Origin of the sequence: Streptomyces albireticuli (assembly GCF_021228125.1) — a bacterium.
Taxonomy (GTDB): Bacteria; Actinomycetota; Actinomycetes; order Streptomycetales; family Streptomycetaceae; genus Streptomyces; species Streptomyces albireticuli.
In genome coordinates this window covers 559,166-576,635 of the sequence record NZ_JAJQQS010000002.1, presented here as the reverse complement: position 1 = coordinate 576,635, position 17,470 = coordinate 559,166, and the positions used below count along the sequence as shown (strand labels likewise).

Sequence of the window (17,470 nt, the reverse complement as noted above, 5' to 3'; positions counted from 1 at the left end):
CCCCTGCCCCCGCGCCCTCGCACGTCCCGACACCGGGACGGCGACGGTTAATGATCAACACTGACAAAGGACTTCAGTTGAACATCCGCTCCCTCACTCGAGGCGACGGCGTGGTGATCGGAGCAGCGGTGTTGCTGTTCATCGCCTCGTTCCTCAGCTTCTACTCGTACGACTGCGGGCAGTCGTCGATCGGCTGTCCGGCGGAGCCGAACGGCTGGAAGTCCGGGCTCTTCCCCGTACTGCCGTCGATCTTCCTCGCCGGCATCATCGCCGCCGCCCTGATCGTCGCCGCCCGCTTCCAGCCGGAGGGCCGCAAGGTCCTCGGCCTCGGTCTCGACCAGTGGGGCACGGCGCTCACCGTCTTCGCCGCGTGGTCCTCGGTGTGGACGATCATCGGCGGCCCGGACAGCATCTCCCCCGGTGTCGGCCAGATCCTCGGCCTGATCGCCACCCTGGCCCTGGCCGCCGTGGCGCTGCTCACGCCGCGCACCCCGGCGCTGAAGGCCCCGCTCATGGGCGTTCCGGGCCCGCAGGCCCCGGCCCCGTACGGCGCCGGCCCGAACCCGGGCTACGGCTACCCCGGTGGCGCGCAGCAGCCCGGCGCCCCGGGCCCGTACGGCGCGCAGCAGCAGCCGTTCGGCGCCCAGCCGGGCCAGCCGCAGGGTCCGCAGGACCCGAGCCTGGGCGGCGCGGCCGGTGCCACCGGCGCGGCCGCCGCTCCGCAGCCGGGCGCGGCGCAGCCCGCGGCCCCGGCCGCGGACTTCGCCCCGTTCTGGTTCGCGGTCCCGGTGGCCCGTCCGCTCTACGGGGAGGACGGCTCGCCGACGCCGGTCGCCGAGCTCGCCCCCGGCACCTGGTACCTGGCGGTGGACCAGCGCGGTGCCGCGCTGGTCGCGCAGACCCAGGACGGCCGTCGCGGCCTGCTCCAGGACACCACGGGGATCCAGCGCGGCTGACCTGATCGGCACGCTTCCCCGAACGGCCCGCCGGGTTCTCCCGGCGGGCCGTTCGCCGTACCGGGGCGGTCGCCCGGTGGAGCGTTCCCGCCGGATCGTTCGCCTTGCCCGGCCGCTCGTCCAGCCGGAGCGTTCGTCCGGCCGGCCTGTTCGTCTCGACGGGGCCTTTTCTCCCGCCGGGGCGGCCGTCGTCGCACCGCCGTCCCGCCGGGGCAGCGGTCTTGCCGGGACGGCGGGCCGGGTCGTACAGTCCGACCCTGACTGACGGACCGTCAGATGGAGGCGTCGATGCGGCTCGGCCTCGCGCTCGGCTACTGGGGCCGCGGGGGCCCCGACCCCGGCCGGCTCTCCCTCGCCCTGGAGGCCGAGCGGCTGGGCTACGACTCGGTGTGGACCGCCGAGGCATGGGGCTCGGACGCCTTCACGGCCCTCACCTGGATCGCCGCGCACACCCGGCGCGTACGCCTGGGCACCGCCGTGGCCCAGATGGCCGCCCGCGCCCCGGCGGCGACGGCGATGCACGCGCTGACCCTCGACCACCTCTCCGGCGGCCGGATGTTACTCGGCCTGGGACTGTCGGGACCCCAGGTGGTGGAAGGCTGGTACGGGCGCCCGTTCCCGGAGAGCCCCCTGACGGCGACGCGCGAGTACGTCGACGTGGTCCGCCAGGTGCTGCGCCGCGCGGCGCCCGTGACCCTCGACGGCCGCTACCACCCGCTCCCCTACCGCGGCCCGGACGCCACCGGCCTCGGCAGGCCGCTGAGGTCCATCGTCCATCCGCTGCGCCCCGGGCTGCCGGTGCTGCTCGGGGCCGAGGGGCCGAGGAACATCGCCCAGACCGCGCGGATCGCCGACGGCTGGCTGCCGCTGTACTGGTCGCCGCTGCGCGCCGGGCTGTACACGGCGGCCCTCGCGGCGGCGCCCGAGGGCTTCATGGTCGCCCCGCTGGTCCAGGCCCGGCTCTGCTCCGACGTCGCGGAGGGGCTGCGGCCGGTCAAGGCGATGCTCGGCTTCTACATCGGCGGCATGGGGCACGCCCGCCGCAACTTCCACGCCGAGCTGATGGCCCGGATGGGCTTCGCGGACGCGGCGCGGCGGGTGCGGGAGCTGTTCCTGGCCGGGCGGCGGGAGGAGGCCGTGGCCGCCGTGCCGGACGACTTCGCCGACGAGATCTCGCTCGTCGGCCCCCGGGAGCGGATCGCGGAGCGGCTGGCGCTGTGGCGGGCGGGGCCGGTCACGGACCTGCTGGTGACGGCCCCGGACGCCGCCACGCTGCGGGTCCTGGCGGAGCTCAACGCGTGAGCCGGGCGGTGCGCGGCGCTCAACGCGTGAGCCGGGCGGTGCGCGGCGCTCAACGTGTGGCGGGTCTGCCCTTCCCGCGCAGCCAGACGTCGAAGAGCCCGTCGAGGTCCTTGCCCGACTTCCGCTCCCAGAACCGGACGAACTCGGCGGTGTCGGCGTTGCCGTGCCGGTGCTCGGCGGTCCACGCCCGTACGGTCGCGAAGAACTTCTCGTCGCCGACGGCTTGGCGCAGCTTGTGCAGGACCATGGCGCCCCGGCCGTAGACCGGTGGGTCGGAGACCGTCTCCGGCTCGGGGTCGGAGGGCGGATAGGCCCAGATGCCCTCGCTCAGCGGGTCCTTGCCGTCGTAGTAGTCGTCGAAGATGCGCTGGACGGACCGGCCGCCCCGCTTCTCCTCCCACAGCCACTCCGCGTACTGGGCGAAGCCCTCGTTCAGCCACATGTCGCGCCAGGTGCGGGGGGTGACGGAGTTGCCGAACCACTGGTGGGCGATCTCGTGCACCACGGTGAGGTCGTCGGGGGTCGTGCCGAAGTAGGGCTTGGTCTGGGTCTCCAGGGCGTACCCCAGGGTTGGGTTGTGGTCGACGACCGCGCCGGCCGAGGAGAAGGGGTACGGGCCGAACAGGCCGGTCGCCCAGGTGAGGGCCTCCGGCACCAGCTTCTTCAGCCGGGGCTCCGCGGCGGCCTGCTTGGGGTGCGTGGCGAGGCATACGGGCAGCTTCCCGGCGTGGGTGGTGGTCACCTTGAACGGGGAGACGGCCACGCTCGCCAGATAGCTCGCCATCGGCTCGGCGGAGTGCCAGGAGAAGGACTTCCGGCCGCCCTTGGTCTCCTCGCGCTTCAGCTCGCCGTTGGCCACGGCGGTGTATCCGGCGGGCACGGTCACCTGGATGTCGTAGGCGGCCTTGTCGGAGGGGTGGTGGTTGCCGGGGAACCAGGCCATCGAGCCCGTGGGCTGGCCGAGGCCGACCGCGCCGTCGTCGGTCTCCACCCAGCCTTCCGCGCCCTCGCCGTCCTTGGCGTCCTCGTCGTCCTCGTCGTCCTCGTCCGTGATCTCCTCCGGGGTCCCCCCGTAGGTGACGACCGTCTCGAACGTCCGCCCCTTGGCGATCTTCCGGTCGGGTGTCACCGTCAGCTCGGTGCCCTCCCGTTCCGTACGGGCCTCGCGGCCGTCGACCCGGACGGCGCGGACGTCCAGCCCCTTCAGGTCGAGGTTGAAGGCGGCAAGTTCCTGTGTCGCCCGCGCCGTGATCACGGCCGTGCCGTCCAGGTGGTTGCCGTCCGGCTCGTAGGCCAGGGTCAGGCCGTAGTGCCGGACGTCGTAACCGCCGTTGCCCAGCTGGGGGAAGAGCGGGTCGCCGGCTCCGGACGCGCCCGCGTCCGCCTTCGCCGTGCCGCCACCGCCGACGGTGCAGGAGGCGACGAGCGCCAGCGCCGCGACCGCCGGCAGGGTACGGGCGGCCGTCCGGCGCGGCGCCCGGCGGCGGACCGCGGGGACGTGCCGGACGGACGGCCGTCGGAGGGTGTCGGTCATGCTGCCGATGCTCTCACCCCACCGGGGAACGGGCTCAGAAGCGGGCCCGCTCCAGCCAGAATTCCAGCAGCTCGCGCTCGCCCAGGACCTCGACCCGGCCGCTGTCCAGCGGCTGCCGCCGGTAGAAGACGCTCAGCAGGTCGGTGAGCGGGCCGCGCACGACGACGGCCGCCTTCTCATGGGCGCGCCGCCACTCGATCCGCTCGCCGCTGTAGTCGACGAACCACTCCGCCACCAGCTCGGGCGCGGTGTCGGTGGCGTGCAGGTGCAGGGTGCGGCCGGGGCCGAGGAGCTCCTTGTACGCGGGGTTGAACTCCATCGCGAGGGGCGAGCTGACGATCTGGAGCCATTCGTCGAGGCAGTCGGCGGCGATCTCCGGGGCCACGGTGAACGCGGTGCCGGTGGTGGCCTCGGCGTCGGCCCGGTGGATCACGGTCTCGTGCGTCATCCGGCGGGCCCAGAAGCCGGCGGCCTGGCGCGGCCCGAACGTCCACACCCCGGTGTCGGGGCCGCTCTCGCGCAGGGTCCTCGCCAGGGCGTCGGCGCCCTCGGCGAGCCAGGCGCCGAACGCCGCCGCGTCCGCGTCGAGGGACGGGTCGCCGGGGCCGGGGGCGGGGGCGGCGCCGATGTCGGTGGGGGTGTAGGAGGTGGTCCGCGTGCGCACGAGGTGCTCGGCGAACCGGTGGGCCTGGCCCACGTGCAGGAGGAGCTGGGCCAGGGTCCACTCGGGGCAGGTGGGGACGGTGGCGGTGAGGTCCGCGCCGTGGATCGCTTCGCGGAGGAGGGTGGTTTGGGTGACGACCTCGGAACAGTAACGGTCGTAGCTGAGGTGAGTCATGACGCCACCCTAGGGTGCGGCTGCGCGGGGCCTTTTCCCCACCCCGCCCCTTCCCGGAACCGGGGCTCCGCCCCGGACCCCGGTCCTCGAACTCCCCCGGCTACCGCTGGGGGTGCCCCCGGGAGGCACCTCCGGGCGGGCCGGGTTGCCGCCAGGAGCCGGGCAGGAAAGCCGCCTCCTGGCACAGCGGAGAGCCGGCCTGCGGCAAGCTGCCCCCGGGCAGGGGCGAATCCGGCCCGTCCGGCGCTTGAGGACACCGCGCGGTAGCGCGGCCAGGCGCTCCGGGCCTAGCAGCAATCCGGTTCGAGCCCCCGCGGCAGCCGCTCCCCGCCGAAGACCGCCGTCGTCGCCTCGTCGCCGCCCAGCGCCGCCGCCGCCAGCAGCAGCGACCCCGCCGTCCATGTCGTGAGCTCCTCGGGCCAGACGGCCTTGTCGTCGAAGACGTAGCCCGTCCAGTACATGCCGTTCTCGGCGCGCAGGTGCTGGATCGACTGGAGGATCTCCACGGCGCGGTCGGACTCGCCCATCACCCAGAGCGCGAGGGCGAGTTCGCAGCTCTCGCCGCCGGTGACCCAGGGGTTGGGGAGGACGCAGCGGACGCCGAGGCCGGGGACGACGAAGCGGTCCCAGCCCTCCTCTATGCGCTCCTTGGCCTCGGGGCCGGTCAGCGCGCCGCCGAGGACCGGGTAGTACCAGTCCATGGAGTAGCGGCTCTTGTCGAGGAACCGCTCGGGGTGGCGGCGGATCGCGTGCGCGAGGAGGCCGGTGGCCAGCTCCCAGCCGGGCTGGGGCTCCTCGCGGTGCTCGGCGACGGCGAGGGCGCAGCGCAGTGCCTGGTGGATGGAGGAGGAGCCGGTGAGCAGGGCGTCGGTGACGTCGGTGCCGTCCTCCTCCCGCTTCCAGCCGATCTGGCCGCCGGGCTGCTGGAGCTGGAGGACGAACTCGACGGCGGCGAAGACGGTCGGCCACATGCGGTCGAGGAAGGCGTCGTCGCCGGTGGCGAGGTAGTGGTGCCAGACGCCCACGGCGACGTAGGCGACGAAGTTGGTCTCCCGGCCCCGGTCGGTGGGGGCGTCGGCGTCGCCGTCGGCGTAGGCGGCGTACCAGGAGCCGTCGGGGTTCTGGTGGTCGGCGAGCCAGCGGTAGGCGGCCTCGGCGCGGGCGTGCTCGCCGGCGGCGTCCAGGGCCATGGCGGCCTCGACGTGGTCCCAGGGGTCGAGGTGGTGGCCGCGGAACCAGGGTATGGCGCCGTCCTCGCGCTGTACGGCGGCGAGGGCGGCGACCGTCCGGACGGCCTGTCGTGCGGTCAGCACACCGGGCAGGACGAGGCGTTCGGTGCGGCCGGGGCCGCGGCTGAAGGTGGTCACTTGGCGACCGCCCCGTCCTGGTGCGGCTTGGTCGCGTAGGCGACGAAGCTCTTGCCGATGACGGGGTTGAGGAGCTGCTCGGCGACCCGGGTGGCCTTGGGCTTCTTCATGATGTCCCAGACCAGCAGCTTGTGGTAGGCGCGGACGGGCAGCGCCTTGTCGTTGTCGACGCCGAAGGCGCACTTGAGCCACCAGTACGGGCTGTGCAGGCCGTGCGCGTGGTGGGTGCCGTAGGGGGCGAGGCCCGCCTCCCGCATCCGGTCGAGGAGTTCGTCGCCGCGGTAGATGCGGATGTGGCCGCCCTCGACCTCGTGGTAGGCGTCGGAGAGCGCCCAGCAGATCTTCTCCGGGCCGTAGCGCGGGACGGTGACGGCGATGCGGCCGCCGGGCTTGAGGACCCGGACCATCTCCGCGAGGACACCCTTGTCGTCGGGGATGTGCTCCATGACCTCGGAGATGATGACGACGTCGAAGGTGTCGTCGGGGAAGGGCAGCGCGAGGGCGTCGCCCTCCATGGCCGTGGCGGTGGCGCCGGCCGGGGCCTCACCGGCCTCCTTCATCGCGGCGAACCACTTGGCGACCTCGCGTATCTCCTCGCCGTTGCGGTCGAGGGCCACGACCTGCGCGCCGCGCCGGTAGCACTCGAAGGCGTGCCGGCCCGCGCCGCAGCCCAGGTCGAGCACGCGGTCGCCGGCGGCGAGCGGGAAGCGGGTGAAATCGACGGTCAGCACGGAGGTCTGCTTTCGTCCGGCGGGGCAGGTCAGGTCGGATCAGGGGGCGGTGGGGACGCGGTCGGCGGACGTCCGGGCCCGGCGGGGCCGGAGGCGGCGGCCGGGTTACCGGATGCCCGCCCGGCGGCGGGCCGCGTCGGCGGCACCGTACCGGGCGACGGCCGCACGGTAGTGCTCGGCCGTGTCGATCGCGGCCTGCCGCCAGGTGAAGCGGGCGAGCACCCGCTCACGGCCCGCGGCGCCGAGGCGGCGGCGCAGGTCGGCGTCGCCGAGCAGCCGGGTGAGGCCCGCGGCGAGGGCGCCGGCGTCGCCCGGTGGTACGGCCAGGCAGGTCTCGCCGTCGGGGCCGGCGACCTCGGGGATGGCGCCGCCGGTGGTGGCCAGCAGCGGGGTGCCGGTGGCCATGGCCTCGGCGGCGGGCAGCGAGAAGCCCTCGTAGAGGGAGGGGACGCAGGCGACCTGCGCCGAGCGGACGAGGTCGACGAGTTCGGCGTCGCTGACGCCCTTGACGAAGCGGATGGCGTCGCCGAGGCCGTGCCGTGCGATGGCCGTGGCGACCGGGCCGTTCTCGGCGCGCTTGCCGACGACGACGAGGTGGGCCCCGGGGTCGGTGGCGCGCACGGTGGCGAGCGCCTCGACGAGGTGGACCAGGCCCTTGAGGGGGACGTCGGCGCTGGAGGTGGTGACGATCCGGCCGGGCACCTCCGCGACGGACGGGTCCGGGGAGAAGAGGTCGGTGTCGGCGCCGATGGGGACGACGTGGATCCGGTCGGCGGGCACCCCGAGGTCGTCGACGATCTCGTCGCGGGAGGAGCCGGAGACGGTCAGGACGGACGGCAGGCGGCGGGCGACGCGCTTCTGCATCCGGACGAACCCGTACCAGCGGTGGACGGAGGCGCGGCGCTTCCAGTCGGCGGCGGCGTCGAGGTCGAGCTGCCGGTCGACGGTGATGGGGTGGTGGATGGTGGTGACGAGCGGGGCGCCCAGGGTGAGGGGGCCGCCGAGGAGCCCGTAGCCGAGGGTCTGGTTGTCGTGCACGACGTCGAACCGGCCGCGGCGGGCGGCGAGATGGCGGCGGGCGCGCAGGCTGAAGGTGAGCGGCTCGGGGAAGCCGCCGGTGGCCATGGTGGCGACCTCCAGCGCGTCGACCCAGTCGCGGTACTCGCCCAGGCCGGGCATGCGGAAGGGGTCGGGCTGCCGGTAGAGGTCGAGGCTGGGGAGCTCGGTGAGGGTGACGCCCTCGTCGAGCACGGGGTACGGCTGGGCGCCGATGACCTCGACGCTGTGGCCGAGCCGGGCGAGTTCGCGGGAGAGGTGGCGTACGTAGACGCCCTGGCCGCCGCAGAACGGGTTGCCCTTGTAGCTGAGCAGCGCGATGCGCAGCGGGCGTTCCGTGCGGGAGGTGTCCCCGCCGGGGAGGCCGCCCTCTCGCGCGAGTGCTGCCTCTGTGGCCTCAGCGGTCACTCCCGGCCTCCTTCTCGCTGCTGTTCCCGCCGGAGCGTAACCGGTCGCGCTAATCTAGAACAAGTTTCAGACTGGGTTGTCCAGAAGCTTGAATCTACCGGCCGGACGGGCAGTCGACAGGACCGGATCGGGTGATTCGCGCCACGACCCGACCCCTGCCATGCTGTGCCGTCCGGGCTGCACAGATACCGCTGGATGGACCGCCACGGAATGGGACATATGACTACGGAATCCAAGGCGGCGACCGCATCGGCCGCGCCCGCCGTCAGCGCCCCCCTCCCTCTGACCGAGCGTCAGGAAGCCCGTCGGCGGCGCATCCTGGACGCCACGGCCCGGCTGGCCGTCCGCGGCGGTTTCGACGCGGTGCAGATGCGGGAGGTGGCCGAGTCGTCGAGCGTCGCGCTCGGCACGCTCTACCGCTACTTCCCGTCCAAGATCCATCTGCTGGTCGCCACGATGCAGGACCAGCTCCAGCAGCTGCACGGGACCTTGCGCAAGCGCCCGCCGACGGAGGAGGAGCCGGCCGCGCGCGTGGCCCAGACCCTGATGCGGGCCTTCCGGGCGATGCAGCGCGAACCGCACCTGGCCGACGCGATGGTGCGCGCCCTCACCTTCGCCGACCGCTCGGTGAGCGCCGAGGTCGACACCGTCTCGCGGCTCACCACGGCCATCATCCTGGACGCGATGGGGCTGGCCGGGCCGCCGACGCCCGCGCAGCTCTCGGCCGTCCGGGTCATCGAGCACACCTGGCACTCGGCGCTCATCACCTGGCTGTCGGGGCGGGCCTCCATCGCCCAGGTGAAGATCGACATCGAGACCGTGTGCCGGCTGATCGACCTCACTTCACCTTCTACCGGGAATTGCCAAGAGGTTTAGGGCGGCGCGTTCGAGTGAACTTGGGGCGCGCGTGGCTCGTTTCGTGCGCCCTTGCGCCCCCCACAGGTGAGGTATTCCGCGCCCACGGCAGAGGTACACGCCGTATGAATTGTCGACGTGCCCGGCGTAGCACTGGCCGCCGGGGGACGGGGAGGCGGGGTCGTGATCCGGGTTCTACTGGTACAGGACACCTATCTGCTGCGCGCGGCGCTGGCGGCGTTCCTCGGCAGGGAGCCCGACCTGGAGGTCCTCTCCGCCTCCTGGGAGCACGCGGCGGCCACGTCATGGGCGAGGTGGCCCGACGTCTGCGTCGTGGACATGGACAGCCCCGACGCCGCGGGGCCACGGGGCCTCAGGGAGCTGTCCGCCCGATGTTGCGCGGGGGACGGCACCTCGGTCCTGCTGGCCCTGGCCACGGCGGAGCGGCCGGGGCCGCTGCGCCGGGCGTATGAGGAGGGGGCCTTGGGGTACTTGAGCAAAAACGCTTCTCCCGACCAGTTGGTCGAGGGGATACGGCGGGTGGCGAAGGGCGAGCGGTACATCGACGAGTCGCTCGGCTACGGCTTCCTGGAGGCCGCCGAGATCCCGCTGACGAGACGTGAACTCAGCGTGCTCTCACTCGCCGCGGAGGGCTCCTCCATCGGGGAGATCGCCCGGAGTCTGCACCTTTCCAACGGGACCGTGCGCAACTACCTGGCGTCGATCACCCGGAAGACCGGGGCCCGCAACCGCGTCGACGCGATCCGGATCTCGCGGGGAGCGGGGTGGGTGTGAGGGGGCGTGCGCCGGCGTGCGCGGGCCCGGGGCCCCGGTGAGGTCACGGTAGAGCGGGGACACCGCGAGCAGTTCGCGGTGGTCCCCGCAGCGGGTGCGCGGGCCGTCCATCACCAGGACGCGGTCCGCGCGGCGCGCGGAGGCGGCGCGGTGCGCGATGACGATCAGGGTGGTGCCGGGCCGCCGCGCGAAGGCCCGCTCGGCCCGGGCCTCGGCGGCGGGGTCGAGGTGGCACGTCGCCTCGTCCAGCAGGGCGACGGGGGCGGGCGAGAGATAGGCTCGGGCCAGGGCGATCTGCTGCCGCTCCCCCGCGGACAGCGTGTCGGGGGCGAGCGGTGTCCCGAAGCCGCCGAGCCGCGCGACGAGACCGGACATGCCGAGGGCCTCGGCCGCGTCGGCGAGCTCCCGCTCGCCGACCGGGTCGGGGCGCAGATAGCGCAGGTTGTCGCCGAGGGTGCCGGAGAAGACGTACGCCTCCTGCGGGATGAGCACCCGCCCGCCCGGATCCCCCGGCGGCCGCCCACCGACCCGCACCTCACCGCTCCGGGGCGCCAGCAGACCCGCCATCAGCCCGGCCAGCGTCGACTTGCCGACCCCGCTGGGGCCGACGACGGCGAGGTGCGAGCCGGTGGGCACGACCAGGTCCAGGGCGTCGACGACGGGGTCGGCGTGCTCGCCGTAGGCGAAGGTGACGCCGCGCAGCTCGACGGCGGGGGTGGGGGGTGGGGGCGATGGGTGCTCGCTGGTGGGGCGCGGCCCGGGGACGGGCGCTGAGTGCCCGCTCATGGGGCGCGGCCCGGGGGCGGGCGGCGGGTGCCCGTCCGTGGGGTGTGGCCCGGGGGCGGGCGGCGGGGTGGCAGTGGGGCCGCCCAGCCCGACGACGGCGGGAGGCGCGAGCGCCGCGTGCCCGCCCGCGGGACGTGGCCCGGGGGTGGGCGCCGGGTGCCCGGCTCCGGGGTGTGCCCCCGGGGCCGGCTGCGGGGTGGCGGTGAGGCGGCGTAGTACGACGGTGAGGCGGGAGCCGCTCGCGCCCAGGCCGTGGACGAGGTTCTGGAGGGCGGGCAGGAGGGACTGCGTGAGGTAGGCGAGGGCGCCGACGAGGGCGCCGGGGGTGACGGAGCGGTCGAGCAGCCAGGGCGTGGCGGCCAGCAGGAGGACGACCGGGAGCTGGCCGGCGACGGCCAGGGCCGCGACGCGCACGACGGACCAGCGGGCGAGCGCCACGGAGGCCCGGCGCTCGGCGTCGACGAGGGCGCCCGTCGCGTCGCGGACCCGGCCTTCGGCGCCGCCGGCCGTGATGTCGCGCAGCCCGGCGGATACCTCGCCGAAGGAGCGGGCGAGGGTCTCGTCGGCGACGAGGAAGGTCTCCTGGCGGCGGGCGAGGGGCCGCAGGGTGGCCAGGAACAGGCCGAGGCCGAGCACGAGCGGCGGCACCACGACCACCAGGAGGGCGGGGGCCAGCAGGAACAGGCCCGTCAGGGCACCGGCCGCCGTGAAGACGAACGACCGCGAGACCATCACGAGCCCGGCGAAGGCGTCCCGGGCGATCTCCACCTGATGGGTCAGCCGGGAGACGGCGGCGCCGTCGGCGTCCCGCAGGGCGGCCGGGACGACGCGCCGCACGAGCCCGTCGCGCAGCGGCTCCACGAGCCCGGCGACGCCGTCGTACGTACGCCCGGTCCCGTACGCCCCGACGACCACGGCCGCGGCGGCCGCCCCGAGCCACCCGAGCCCGGCCCCGGCCCGCCCCGCGAGGAAGCCGGAGTCCAGCGCTCTGGCCAGCGCGTACCCCAGTCCGAAGGTGTGCGCGGCCTCGACCACGGACCACACGACGAGCCACGCGACGACGGCCCGCCGGCGGCGCAGGAAACGCAGCCCTCGACGGGCGACGCCGCTGCCGCCGCCACGGCCGCCGTGACGACGGCGCTCACGCATGGGGACCTCCTGGGGTTCCGGGTAGGGACGGTCGCGGCGGCCGTCGGGCCGCGGCCGGTGGACGGGCGACCGGACATGGCCCGTCGGGCACCGGTGGGGCACGTCTTGGGACGACCCACCGTGGTGGCGGGAGGACATGCGGCGCCCGCGCGCCGACGCCCCGGCGGCGGCGGAACCGGCCGGGAGCGGGGGCGGCCCGCTCCCGGCCCGTCGGCCGGTTGTCGCCCGGGCGGCGGGGCCTCGGCGCGCGTCCCCCGGTGAGGGACCGGGCGGCCACGCCCGGGGCTCGCGCCGGAGCCGGCAGCCCCGTGCGGCGCGCTGCCGGAGCGCCACCGCCGGATGGGCGGGACGCCGTCCGCGGCCGGCCCGGAGTGCCCCGGGCGGGCGTCACCGCGCGGGGTCACCGCGCGCCGAAGAGCGCCCGGTACTCCGGGTCGCGCCATAGGTCCTCGTGGGTGCCCGTCGCGTGGAGGCGGCCGTCGGCGAGCCAGGCGACGCGGTCGGCCCGGGCGGCCGTCGAGGCGCGGTGGGCGACGACGACGCGGGTGCGGGTGGTGGTGCCGTGGAGGGCGCGGGTGACCTCGTGTTCGGTGAGGGTGTCGAGGCTGGACGTCGCGTCGTCCAGGATCAGGACGCGGCCCGCGTGGGCGAAGGCACGGGCCAGGCCCAGGCGTTGGGACTCGCCGCCGGACAGCGGTGCGGCCTCGCAGGGCGTGGCGTAGCCGAGCGGCAGGCGGCGCACGAAGCCGTCCGCGCACGCCGCGCGGGCCGCTTCCGTCACGGCGTCGGGGCCGGGGTCGAAGGCGCCGAAGGCGATCGTGCCGCCGATCGTGCCGCCCAGCGGGGCGGGACGGGCGAAGGCGTAGCCGACCGCGCGCCGCAAGGTGTCGTGGCCGAGCTCGCGCAGGGGGACGCCGTCGAGCGTCACCACCCCGGCGGCCGGGTCGGCGAGCCGGCCGGCGAGCTCCGCGAGGACCGACTTGCCGGTGCCGGAACGGCCGACGACGGCCAGGGACGTGCCGCCCGGCACCACGAGGTCCACGTCGCGCAGCACCGTCCGCCCACCGCGCTCCGCGCTCACGCCGCGCAGCTCCAGGGTCCCGGGGCCGGCCGGCAGCCGGCAGTAGCCGTGCGCCGTGCCGGGCTCGGCCAGGACCTCGGCGACGCGCCCGGCGGCCGTACGGGCCCTGACGATCGCGCCGAGGTGCCCGACGAGCACACCGACCCCGGTGGCGAGCACCGCGTAGCGCGAGGCGGCGAGGAGGTCGCCGACGCTGAGCGCCCCCTGGGTGAGGCGCAGGCCGGCGACGGCCAGGACGGTGATCTGGAGGAGCGGCACGACCGTGACGGCCTGCGCGGCGGCCCGGCCCTGCACCCGCCACATGCGGTGCCCCTGGTGGGACAGTCCGGGCAGCGGGGCGAGCACACGGGTGGTCTCCCGCCGCTCCGTGCCGGCGGCCGCGATGGTCCGGGCGCCGCCGACGGCCTCGACGAGGCGTCCGGCGATCTCGCCCTGGAGCCGCTGGTACTCCGCCGCGCAGTCGCCGGACGCGCGGGCGAACGCCCGGAGCAGCAGGGCGAGCAGGGGCGCCCCGGCGAGGAAGCCCACGGCGAGCCATGGGTCGATGAGGCCGAGCGCGACGACGCCGCCCAGCGGGGCGGCGACGGAGGCGACGGATCCGGCGAGCGTGCCGGGGGCGGTGCCGACGTCCGCGGCGTTGCCGACGAGGCGGGTGACGAGGTCGCCGGGGGCGAAGCGGGCGGTGGCGCGGGGCCCGACGGCGAGGACGTGGGCCAGCAGGCGGTGGCGCAGCCAGGCCGTGGCGCGGGCGGCGGTGGTGCCGGAGAGCACGTCCTCCAGGGCGTCGAGCGCGGCGGGCGCGCAGACGAGGCCCGCGCACAGCAGGACCCAGCGGGTCGCCTCGGCACCGCGCCGGGCGAGGAGGAGGTCGAGGGTGTGGCCGAGGGCGGCGGGCAGCAGCAGGGTGGCGCCGATGGCGGTGACGGCGAGCAGAGCCAGGGCCACGGTGCGGGCGGCGCTGTGCCGGGTCGCGTCGCGCAGGATCCGGTCGCCGGGGTGCCTGCCGCCGGAATTCTCGCCTCCGGCCGTTCCGGCGGGGGCGGTTCGGGTCTGTGCCGTCTGTGCCGTCTGTGCCATGGGGTCGTCGCAGCCCTCACTGTCGGTGCTGTCGGTGCTGTCGGTGCTGTCGGTGCTGTCGGTGCTGTCGATGTTGTCGGCGTGGTCGGCCTATCGGTGCTGTCGGCGTGCTCGGCCCGCCGGTCCTGCCGGCGCGGTCCGCCCGCCGGTCCTGCCGGTGGGACCGGGCGGGCCCTGAGGGTGCCCGCCCGGTCCCCGGTGACTACCGGCTCCGTGTCACAGGCAGAGCGCGACGCTGGCCGTGCTCCAGCAGAGGAGGAGGCTCACGTTGCTGCCTCCGCCGCCGTGGCCGCCGCCGTACTCCTCGGAGTCCATGTTCTGCAGGTCGAGAAGGGCCATGGTCTTTCCTTTCATGGGGACGGATGGTGGTGCTACGGCTCCGTGCGGAGCCGGTCCTTGGGCGCCCTCAGGGGCGGCAGGAAGGGGAGCCGCGGCGTCGGGCCGGCGGGGGCGCCGTGCGCGGCGCCCAGGGCCAGCAGGACGCCGGCGGTTCCGGTGGCGAGGTCCATGGACAGCCGCATCATCTGGCTGCCGGGGAAGGCCAGTTCGCCTTCGTAGGCCATCGCGTACCAGGAGAGTGCGCGGACCTGGGTGGCCAGGTGCTCCTCGGTGACGTCGGGCGCGGTCGTGCGGCTGAGGTGGAGGATCATGCCGGCGCGGCCCTGGAGGAGGCCGGGCTGGACGTAGAACCGTGACCGCGCGGCGCGGAGGATGCCCGTGCGGGCCTCGGCGAGCGCCGGGTCCGCGGCCGTCCCGCGGCGGGCGGCGTGGTCGAGGTGGTCGTCGAGGACCATGCCGACGCCGACGCTGCCGTCTCCCAGGTAGGGCATGGTGCGCCAGCCCTCGTCGACCTCCAGGGTGCCGTTGGGGGTCGTGACGCAGCGGGCGAGGTCGGCGCGCAGGGCCCGCTCCGCGAGTTCGAGCAGGGCGGGGGCTCCGGTGCGTTCGTGGAGCCGGAGGAAGAGCAGGGCGGGGCCGCTCGCGCCGTGCATCAGGCCGGCCCGGCGGCGGGCCGCGGCCGGTGCCGCGAGGTCGGCGGCGATCCGGTCGGCGAGGAGTTGGGCGGCTTCCACGGCCTGGTCGTGGAGCTGTCGCTCGCCGGTGGTCCGTGCCAGGTGGTCGAGGGCGAGGCCGACCCCGGCCAGGCCGCTGTGGAGGTCGGAGGTGAGCCGCTGCCACTTCTCGGCGAGGACGGTCGCGGCGAGGTCGAGGGCGCGCCGGGTGTGGCCGAGCCGGTCGAGGACGCAGGCGACCCCGGCGACGCCGTCGTAGAGGCCGAGCGGGGTGCCGGGCGGCAGCGGGTCGGTGTGGTCGAGGAGCCAGCGCTCGCCCCGCTCGTAGCGGTCGGCTCCGGTCTCGGCGAGGGCGTGGAGCACCCCGGCGGCGCCGTGCGCGAGGCCGAGCCCGCCGCCGTCGCCGAACTGCGCGATGTCGCCCGGGAAGAGCCGGTCGGCACGGTCGGGGGTGGCGGAGGCGAGGATCGCCCGCACCATCGAGTCCCGGCTGCGCGGCCAGTCCCCGGGAGCGGGGAGCGCGGGGAGCGCTCCCGCGCGGGGGTGCGGGGCGGTGGCGGTGGCGGGGGCCGCGGCCCCGGCGGCCGCCGGTCGCCGTGCGGCGCGCTCGCCCGCGCCGAGGCCGGCCCCCTCGTCCGCGCCACGGCCCGCGGCGGTGCCCGCGCCCTCGTGGGTGCCACGGCCGGAGGGGCTTCCGGAGCCGTCGGCGGACGCGCCGTCCGTACGGCCGCCTGTGCCGGCGCCCGTACCGGCGCGGGTTCCCCCGCCCGTCCCACGGCCCGCGGCGCCGGACGCCCGGCTTCCCGTCCCCTCCCCGGTGATCTCCGCCACCGCCTCCGTCAAGAACTCCTCCGGCACCCCGGGGAACTCCTCGGCGATCACCTCGGCCAGGTGGGCGGCCTTGCCGCGGTCGATGGCGAAGAGCATGGTCACCGGGAGGAACAGCGCCAGCCGGAGGCACGCCAGGGCGTAGCGGTCGACGGCGGTGCCGGTGCGGTCCGGCGGTGCGACGAAGCCGGGGTGGGCGACGATCTGACGGCCGTGCTCGGCGGCGGGGGCGGCGGCCTCGAAGTCGATGAGGGTCACGGAGCGCTCGTCGGGGGCGACCATGATGTTGAACATGTGCAGGTCGTTGAAGACCACTCCCCTGGAGTGCACCGAGGACACGGCCTCCTCCACCGCGGCGTGGACACGCAGCGCCCATGCCGTGTAGTCGGCCACGGCGGTGGCGGCCGGGGCGGCGGCGATCAGGGGATGGCGCTCGGAGAAGTAGGAGTTGAGGAGGCGGCCCTCGACGAAGTCCATGACGAGGAAGCTGTGCTCCCCGAGGGTGAACCAGTCACGGACCTCGGGCGCGACGCCCAGCCCGGAGAGCTTCTCCAGGGCGTCCCGCTCCCGCTCCAGCCGGGCGACGGCGTCCGCTCCGTCGGCGGCGAGGCCGGCGTGCGGGCGGGCCTCCTTGAGGACGACCTTCCGGCCGTCGCGGGTGTCGGTACCGGCGTAGACACCGCCGCCGTTGGAGAAGTGCAGGGCCTTCTCGATGCGGTACGGCAGCTCGCCGACCGTGGTGGCGTTGCGGGCGGCGAGGTGGGGCTCCAGGAAGGCGGGCAGCTTCACCCAGTCGGGGACGTGGAACGTGGGGTCGCGGCGGTCCGGCACCAGCCGCCCTTCGGCGTCCTCGATCGCGGGGACGAGCGTGCCGCGCGCGTCGACGCAGAACCGGCGGGCGAAGGCGCCGTAGCGGACGTAGAGCGGGCCCTCGTGCCAGCGGAGGTCCGTGAGGACGTACGGGCCGGGCCTGCCGCCGACCACCTCGTGCAACTCGTCCAGCGTCGCGAGGAGTTGCTCCTCGTCCTTCGGGTAGACCGTGACGAACTTCCCGCTGTGGTCACGCCCGGCGTACTTGCTGTTGCGCAGGTGCAGCAGGTGCGGGGCGGGGACGAACTTGAAGGGGATGCCCCTCGGGACACAGTGGTCCCAGACGGCCGCGGCCGTCTTCTCCGCGCTCGAGGCGGTCGCCGACACATGGATCTTCCAGCCCTGGGGCGGCTGCCCGGGGCGCGGGGCGCCGTCGGCGTCCACGGGCGTGAGGTGCAGCCAGTCACCGGTGCGGGAGGTGTGCCAGCCGGCGGGCGCCGGGCGGCGGGCGGGCTCGTAGAGCCCGGCGTCGGCCTCCGGCGCGCCGCCGGCCGGGAGGGACAAACGGTCCGGGGTCTCGTAGAAATGCCTGTCCGCCAGGCAGTAGACCTCGTACCGCTTGTCCATCGGTTCCCCCCTCGGCTCCGTTGCGTCGAGATTTCCACGCCGTTGAGAGGCGAACCAGTCACACATGTCATGAACAGGCAGTGCGGAACGCATGAGTAACCAGGCGCGGGCCGGTCCGGCCCAGGTCACCGGCCCACCATCGGCCCACCACCCGCCGACGTCCCACCGGACCGGTCCCGCACGGATCACTGCGGATTACCGCGGATCACCGCGGATCACCGCGATCACCGGGTCGAAAGCGCCCGGAAGCCGGCCCG

The 17,470-nt window shown here is 75.2% G+C and carries 12 protein-coding genes and 1 pseudogene; 4 read left to right on the top strand and 9 right to left on the bottom strand.

Translation table 11 applies throughout. The features are described from left to right. Nucleotides 1–77: 77 nt before the first annotated feature. Both LUZ64_RS02745 and LUZ64_RS02740 read left to right on the top strand, forming a co-directional pair. Entirely contained in the window at nucleotides 78–956 is an 879-nt protein-coding gene (locus LUZ64_RS02745) for a DUF5336 domain-containing protein (protein WP_095583442.1), read from the top strand. 288 nt (nucleotides 957–1,244) lie between these two features. Beyond that, complete coding sequence (locus tag LUZ64_RS02740) at nucleotides 1,245–2,258, top strand: LLM class F420-dependent oxidoreductase (protein ID WP_095583443.1); 1,014 nt, start codon at nucleotides 1,245–1,247, stop codon at nucleotides 2,256–2,258. A gap of 49 nt (nucleotides 2,259–2,307) precedes the next feature. Here the strand turns inward: LUZ64_RS02740 and LUZ64_RS02735 are convergent, their stop codons facing one another. From LUZ64_RS02735 to LUZ64_RS02715, 5 genes are all read right to left on the bottom strand, one after another. Next, on the bottom strand, nucleotides 2,308–3,792 hold the full coding sequence (locus LUZ64_RS02735) for a M1 family metallopeptidase (protein WP_095583441.1): 1,485 nt from the start codon (nucleotides 3,790–3,792) through the stop codon (nucleotides 2,308–2,310). 34 nt (nucleotides 3,793–3,826) lie between these two features. Further along, on the bottom strand, nucleotides 3,827–4,630 hold the full coding sequence (locus tag LUZ64_RS02730) for a maleylpyruvate isomerase family mycothiol-dependent enzyme (protein ID WP_095583440.1): 804 nt from the start codon (nucleotides 4,628–4,630) through the stop codon (nucleotides 3,827–3,829). 287 nt (nucleotides 4,631–4,917) lie between these two features. Next, on the bottom strand, nucleotides 4,918–5,997 hold the full coding sequence (locus LUZ64_RS02725; protein ID WP_095583439.1) for a prenyltransferase/squalene oxidase repeat-containing protein: 1,080 nt from the start codon (nucleotides 5,995–5,997) through the stop codon (nucleotides 4,918–4,920). Beyond that, nucleotides 5,994–6,728, bottom strand: coding sequence for a class I SAM-dependent methyltransferase (locus LUZ64_RS02720; protein WP_087928324.1), 735 nt, complete (start codon nucleotides 6,726–6,728; stop codon nucleotides 5,994–5,996). Before LUZ64_RS02720 ends, LUZ64_RS02725 begins: the two co-directional genes overlap by 4 nt. Before the next feature lie 105 nt (nucleotides 6,729–6,833). Continuing rightward, nucleotides 6,834–8,192 carry a glycosyltransferase family 4 protein gene (locus LUZ64_RS02715; protein ID WP_095583438.1) on the bottom strand — a complete coding sequence of 453 codons (1,359 nt, stop codon included), beginning with the start codon at nucleotides 8,190–8,192 and terminating at the stop codon, nucleotides 6,834–6,836. Nucleotides 8,193–8,411: 219 nt separating this feature from the next. Here LUZ64_RS02715 and LUZ64_RS02710 point away from each other — a divergent pair, with 219 nt between their 5' ends. Together LUZ64_RS02710 and LUZ64_RS02705 are read left to right on the top strand one after the other, a co-directional pair. Continuing rightward, on the top strand, nucleotides 8,412–9,068 hold the full coding sequence (locus LUZ64_RS02710) for a TetR family transcriptional regulator (protein ID WP_095583437.1): 657 nt from the start codon (nucleotides 8,412–8,414) through the stop codon (nucleotides 9,066–9,068). Between the two features lie 117 nt (nucleotides 9,069–9,185). After that, nucleotides 9,186–9,758: pseudogene (locus LUZ64_RS02705) on the top strand (response regulator); the annotation flags it as partial. On the opposite strand, the gene LUZ64_RS02700 reads toward LUZ64_RS02705, so the two are convergent. The 4 genes from LUZ64_RS02700 to lanKC all read right to left on the bottom strand — a co-directional run bounded on the left by LUZ64_RS02700 (nucleotide 9,684) and on the right by lanKC (nucleotide 17,213). Next, the gene (locus LUZ64_RS02700; RefSeq protein WP_232390109.1) at nucleotides 9,684–11,777 is read right to left on the bottom strand and encodes an ATP-binding cassette domain-containing protein; all 2,094 of its coding nucleotides are present in this window, start codon (nucleotides 11,775–11,777) and stop codon (nucleotides 9,684–9,686) included. The pseudogene LUZ64_RS02705 and the gene LUZ64_RS02700 sit on opposite strands and share 75 nt — an antisense overlap. Nucleotides 11,778–12,177: 400 nt before the next feature. Then, the gene (locus LUZ64_RS02695; RefSeq protein ID WP_095583788.1) at nucleotides 12,178–13,935 is read right to left on the bottom strand and encodes an ABC transporter ATP-binding protein; all 1,758 of its coding nucleotides are present in this window, start codon (nucleotides 13,933–13,935) and stop codon (nucleotides 12,178–12,180) included. 216 nt (nucleotides 13,936–14,151) lie between these two features. Next, nucleotides 14,152–14,274, bottom strand: coding sequence for a SapB/AmfS family lanthipeptide (locus LUZ64_RS02690; protein ID WP_087928319.1), 123 nt, complete (start codon nucleotides 14,272–14,274; stop codon nucleotides 14,152–14,154). Between the two features lie 32 nt (nucleotides 14,275–14,306). Beyond that, nucleotides 14,307–17,213 (bottom strand): class III lanthionine synthetase LanKC, encoded by a 2,907-nt coding sequence (gene lanKC / locus LUZ64_RS02685; RefSeq protein WP_232390110.1) that lies wholly within the window; start codon nucleotides 17,211–17,213, stop codon nucleotides 14,307–14,309. Nucleotides 17,214–17,470: the final 257 nt, after the last annotated feature.

Bases quoted from the DNA above. Each gene is read 5' to 3' on its own strand.
- LUZ64_RS02740 (WP_095583443.1), top strand. From the start codon at position 1,245: ATGCGGCTCGGCCTCGCGCTCGGCTACTGGGGCCGCGGGGGCCCCGAC.
- LUZ64_RS02710 (WP_095583437.1), top strand. From the start codon at position 8,412: ATGACTACGGAATCCAAGGCGGCGACCGCATCGGCCGCGCCCGCCGTC.
- LUZ64_RS02735 (WP_095583441.1), bottom strand. From the start codon at position 3,792: ATGACCGACACCCTCCGACGGCCGTCCGTCCGGCACGTCCCCGCGGTC.
- LUZ64_RS02700 (WP_232390109.1), bottom strand. From the start codon at position 11,777: ATGCGTGAGCGCCGTCGTCACGGCGGCCGTGGCGGCGGCAGCGGCGTC.
- LUZ64_RS02695 (WP_095583788.1), bottom strand. From the start codon at position 13,935: ATGGCACAGACGGCACAGACGGCACAGACCCGAACCGCCCCCGCCGGA.
- lanKC (WP_232390110.1), bottom strand. From the start codon at position 17,213: ATGGACAAGCGGTACGAGGTCTACTGCCTGGCGGACAGGCATTTCTAC.
- LUZ64_RS02690 (WP_087928319.1), bottom strand. From the start codon at position 14,274: ATGGCCCTTCTCGACCTGCAGAACATGGACTCCGAGGAGTACGGCGGC.
- LUZ64_RS02730 (WP_095583440.1), bottom strand. From the start codon at position 4,630: ATGACTCACCTCAGCTACGACCGTTACTGTTCCGAGGTCGTCACCCAA.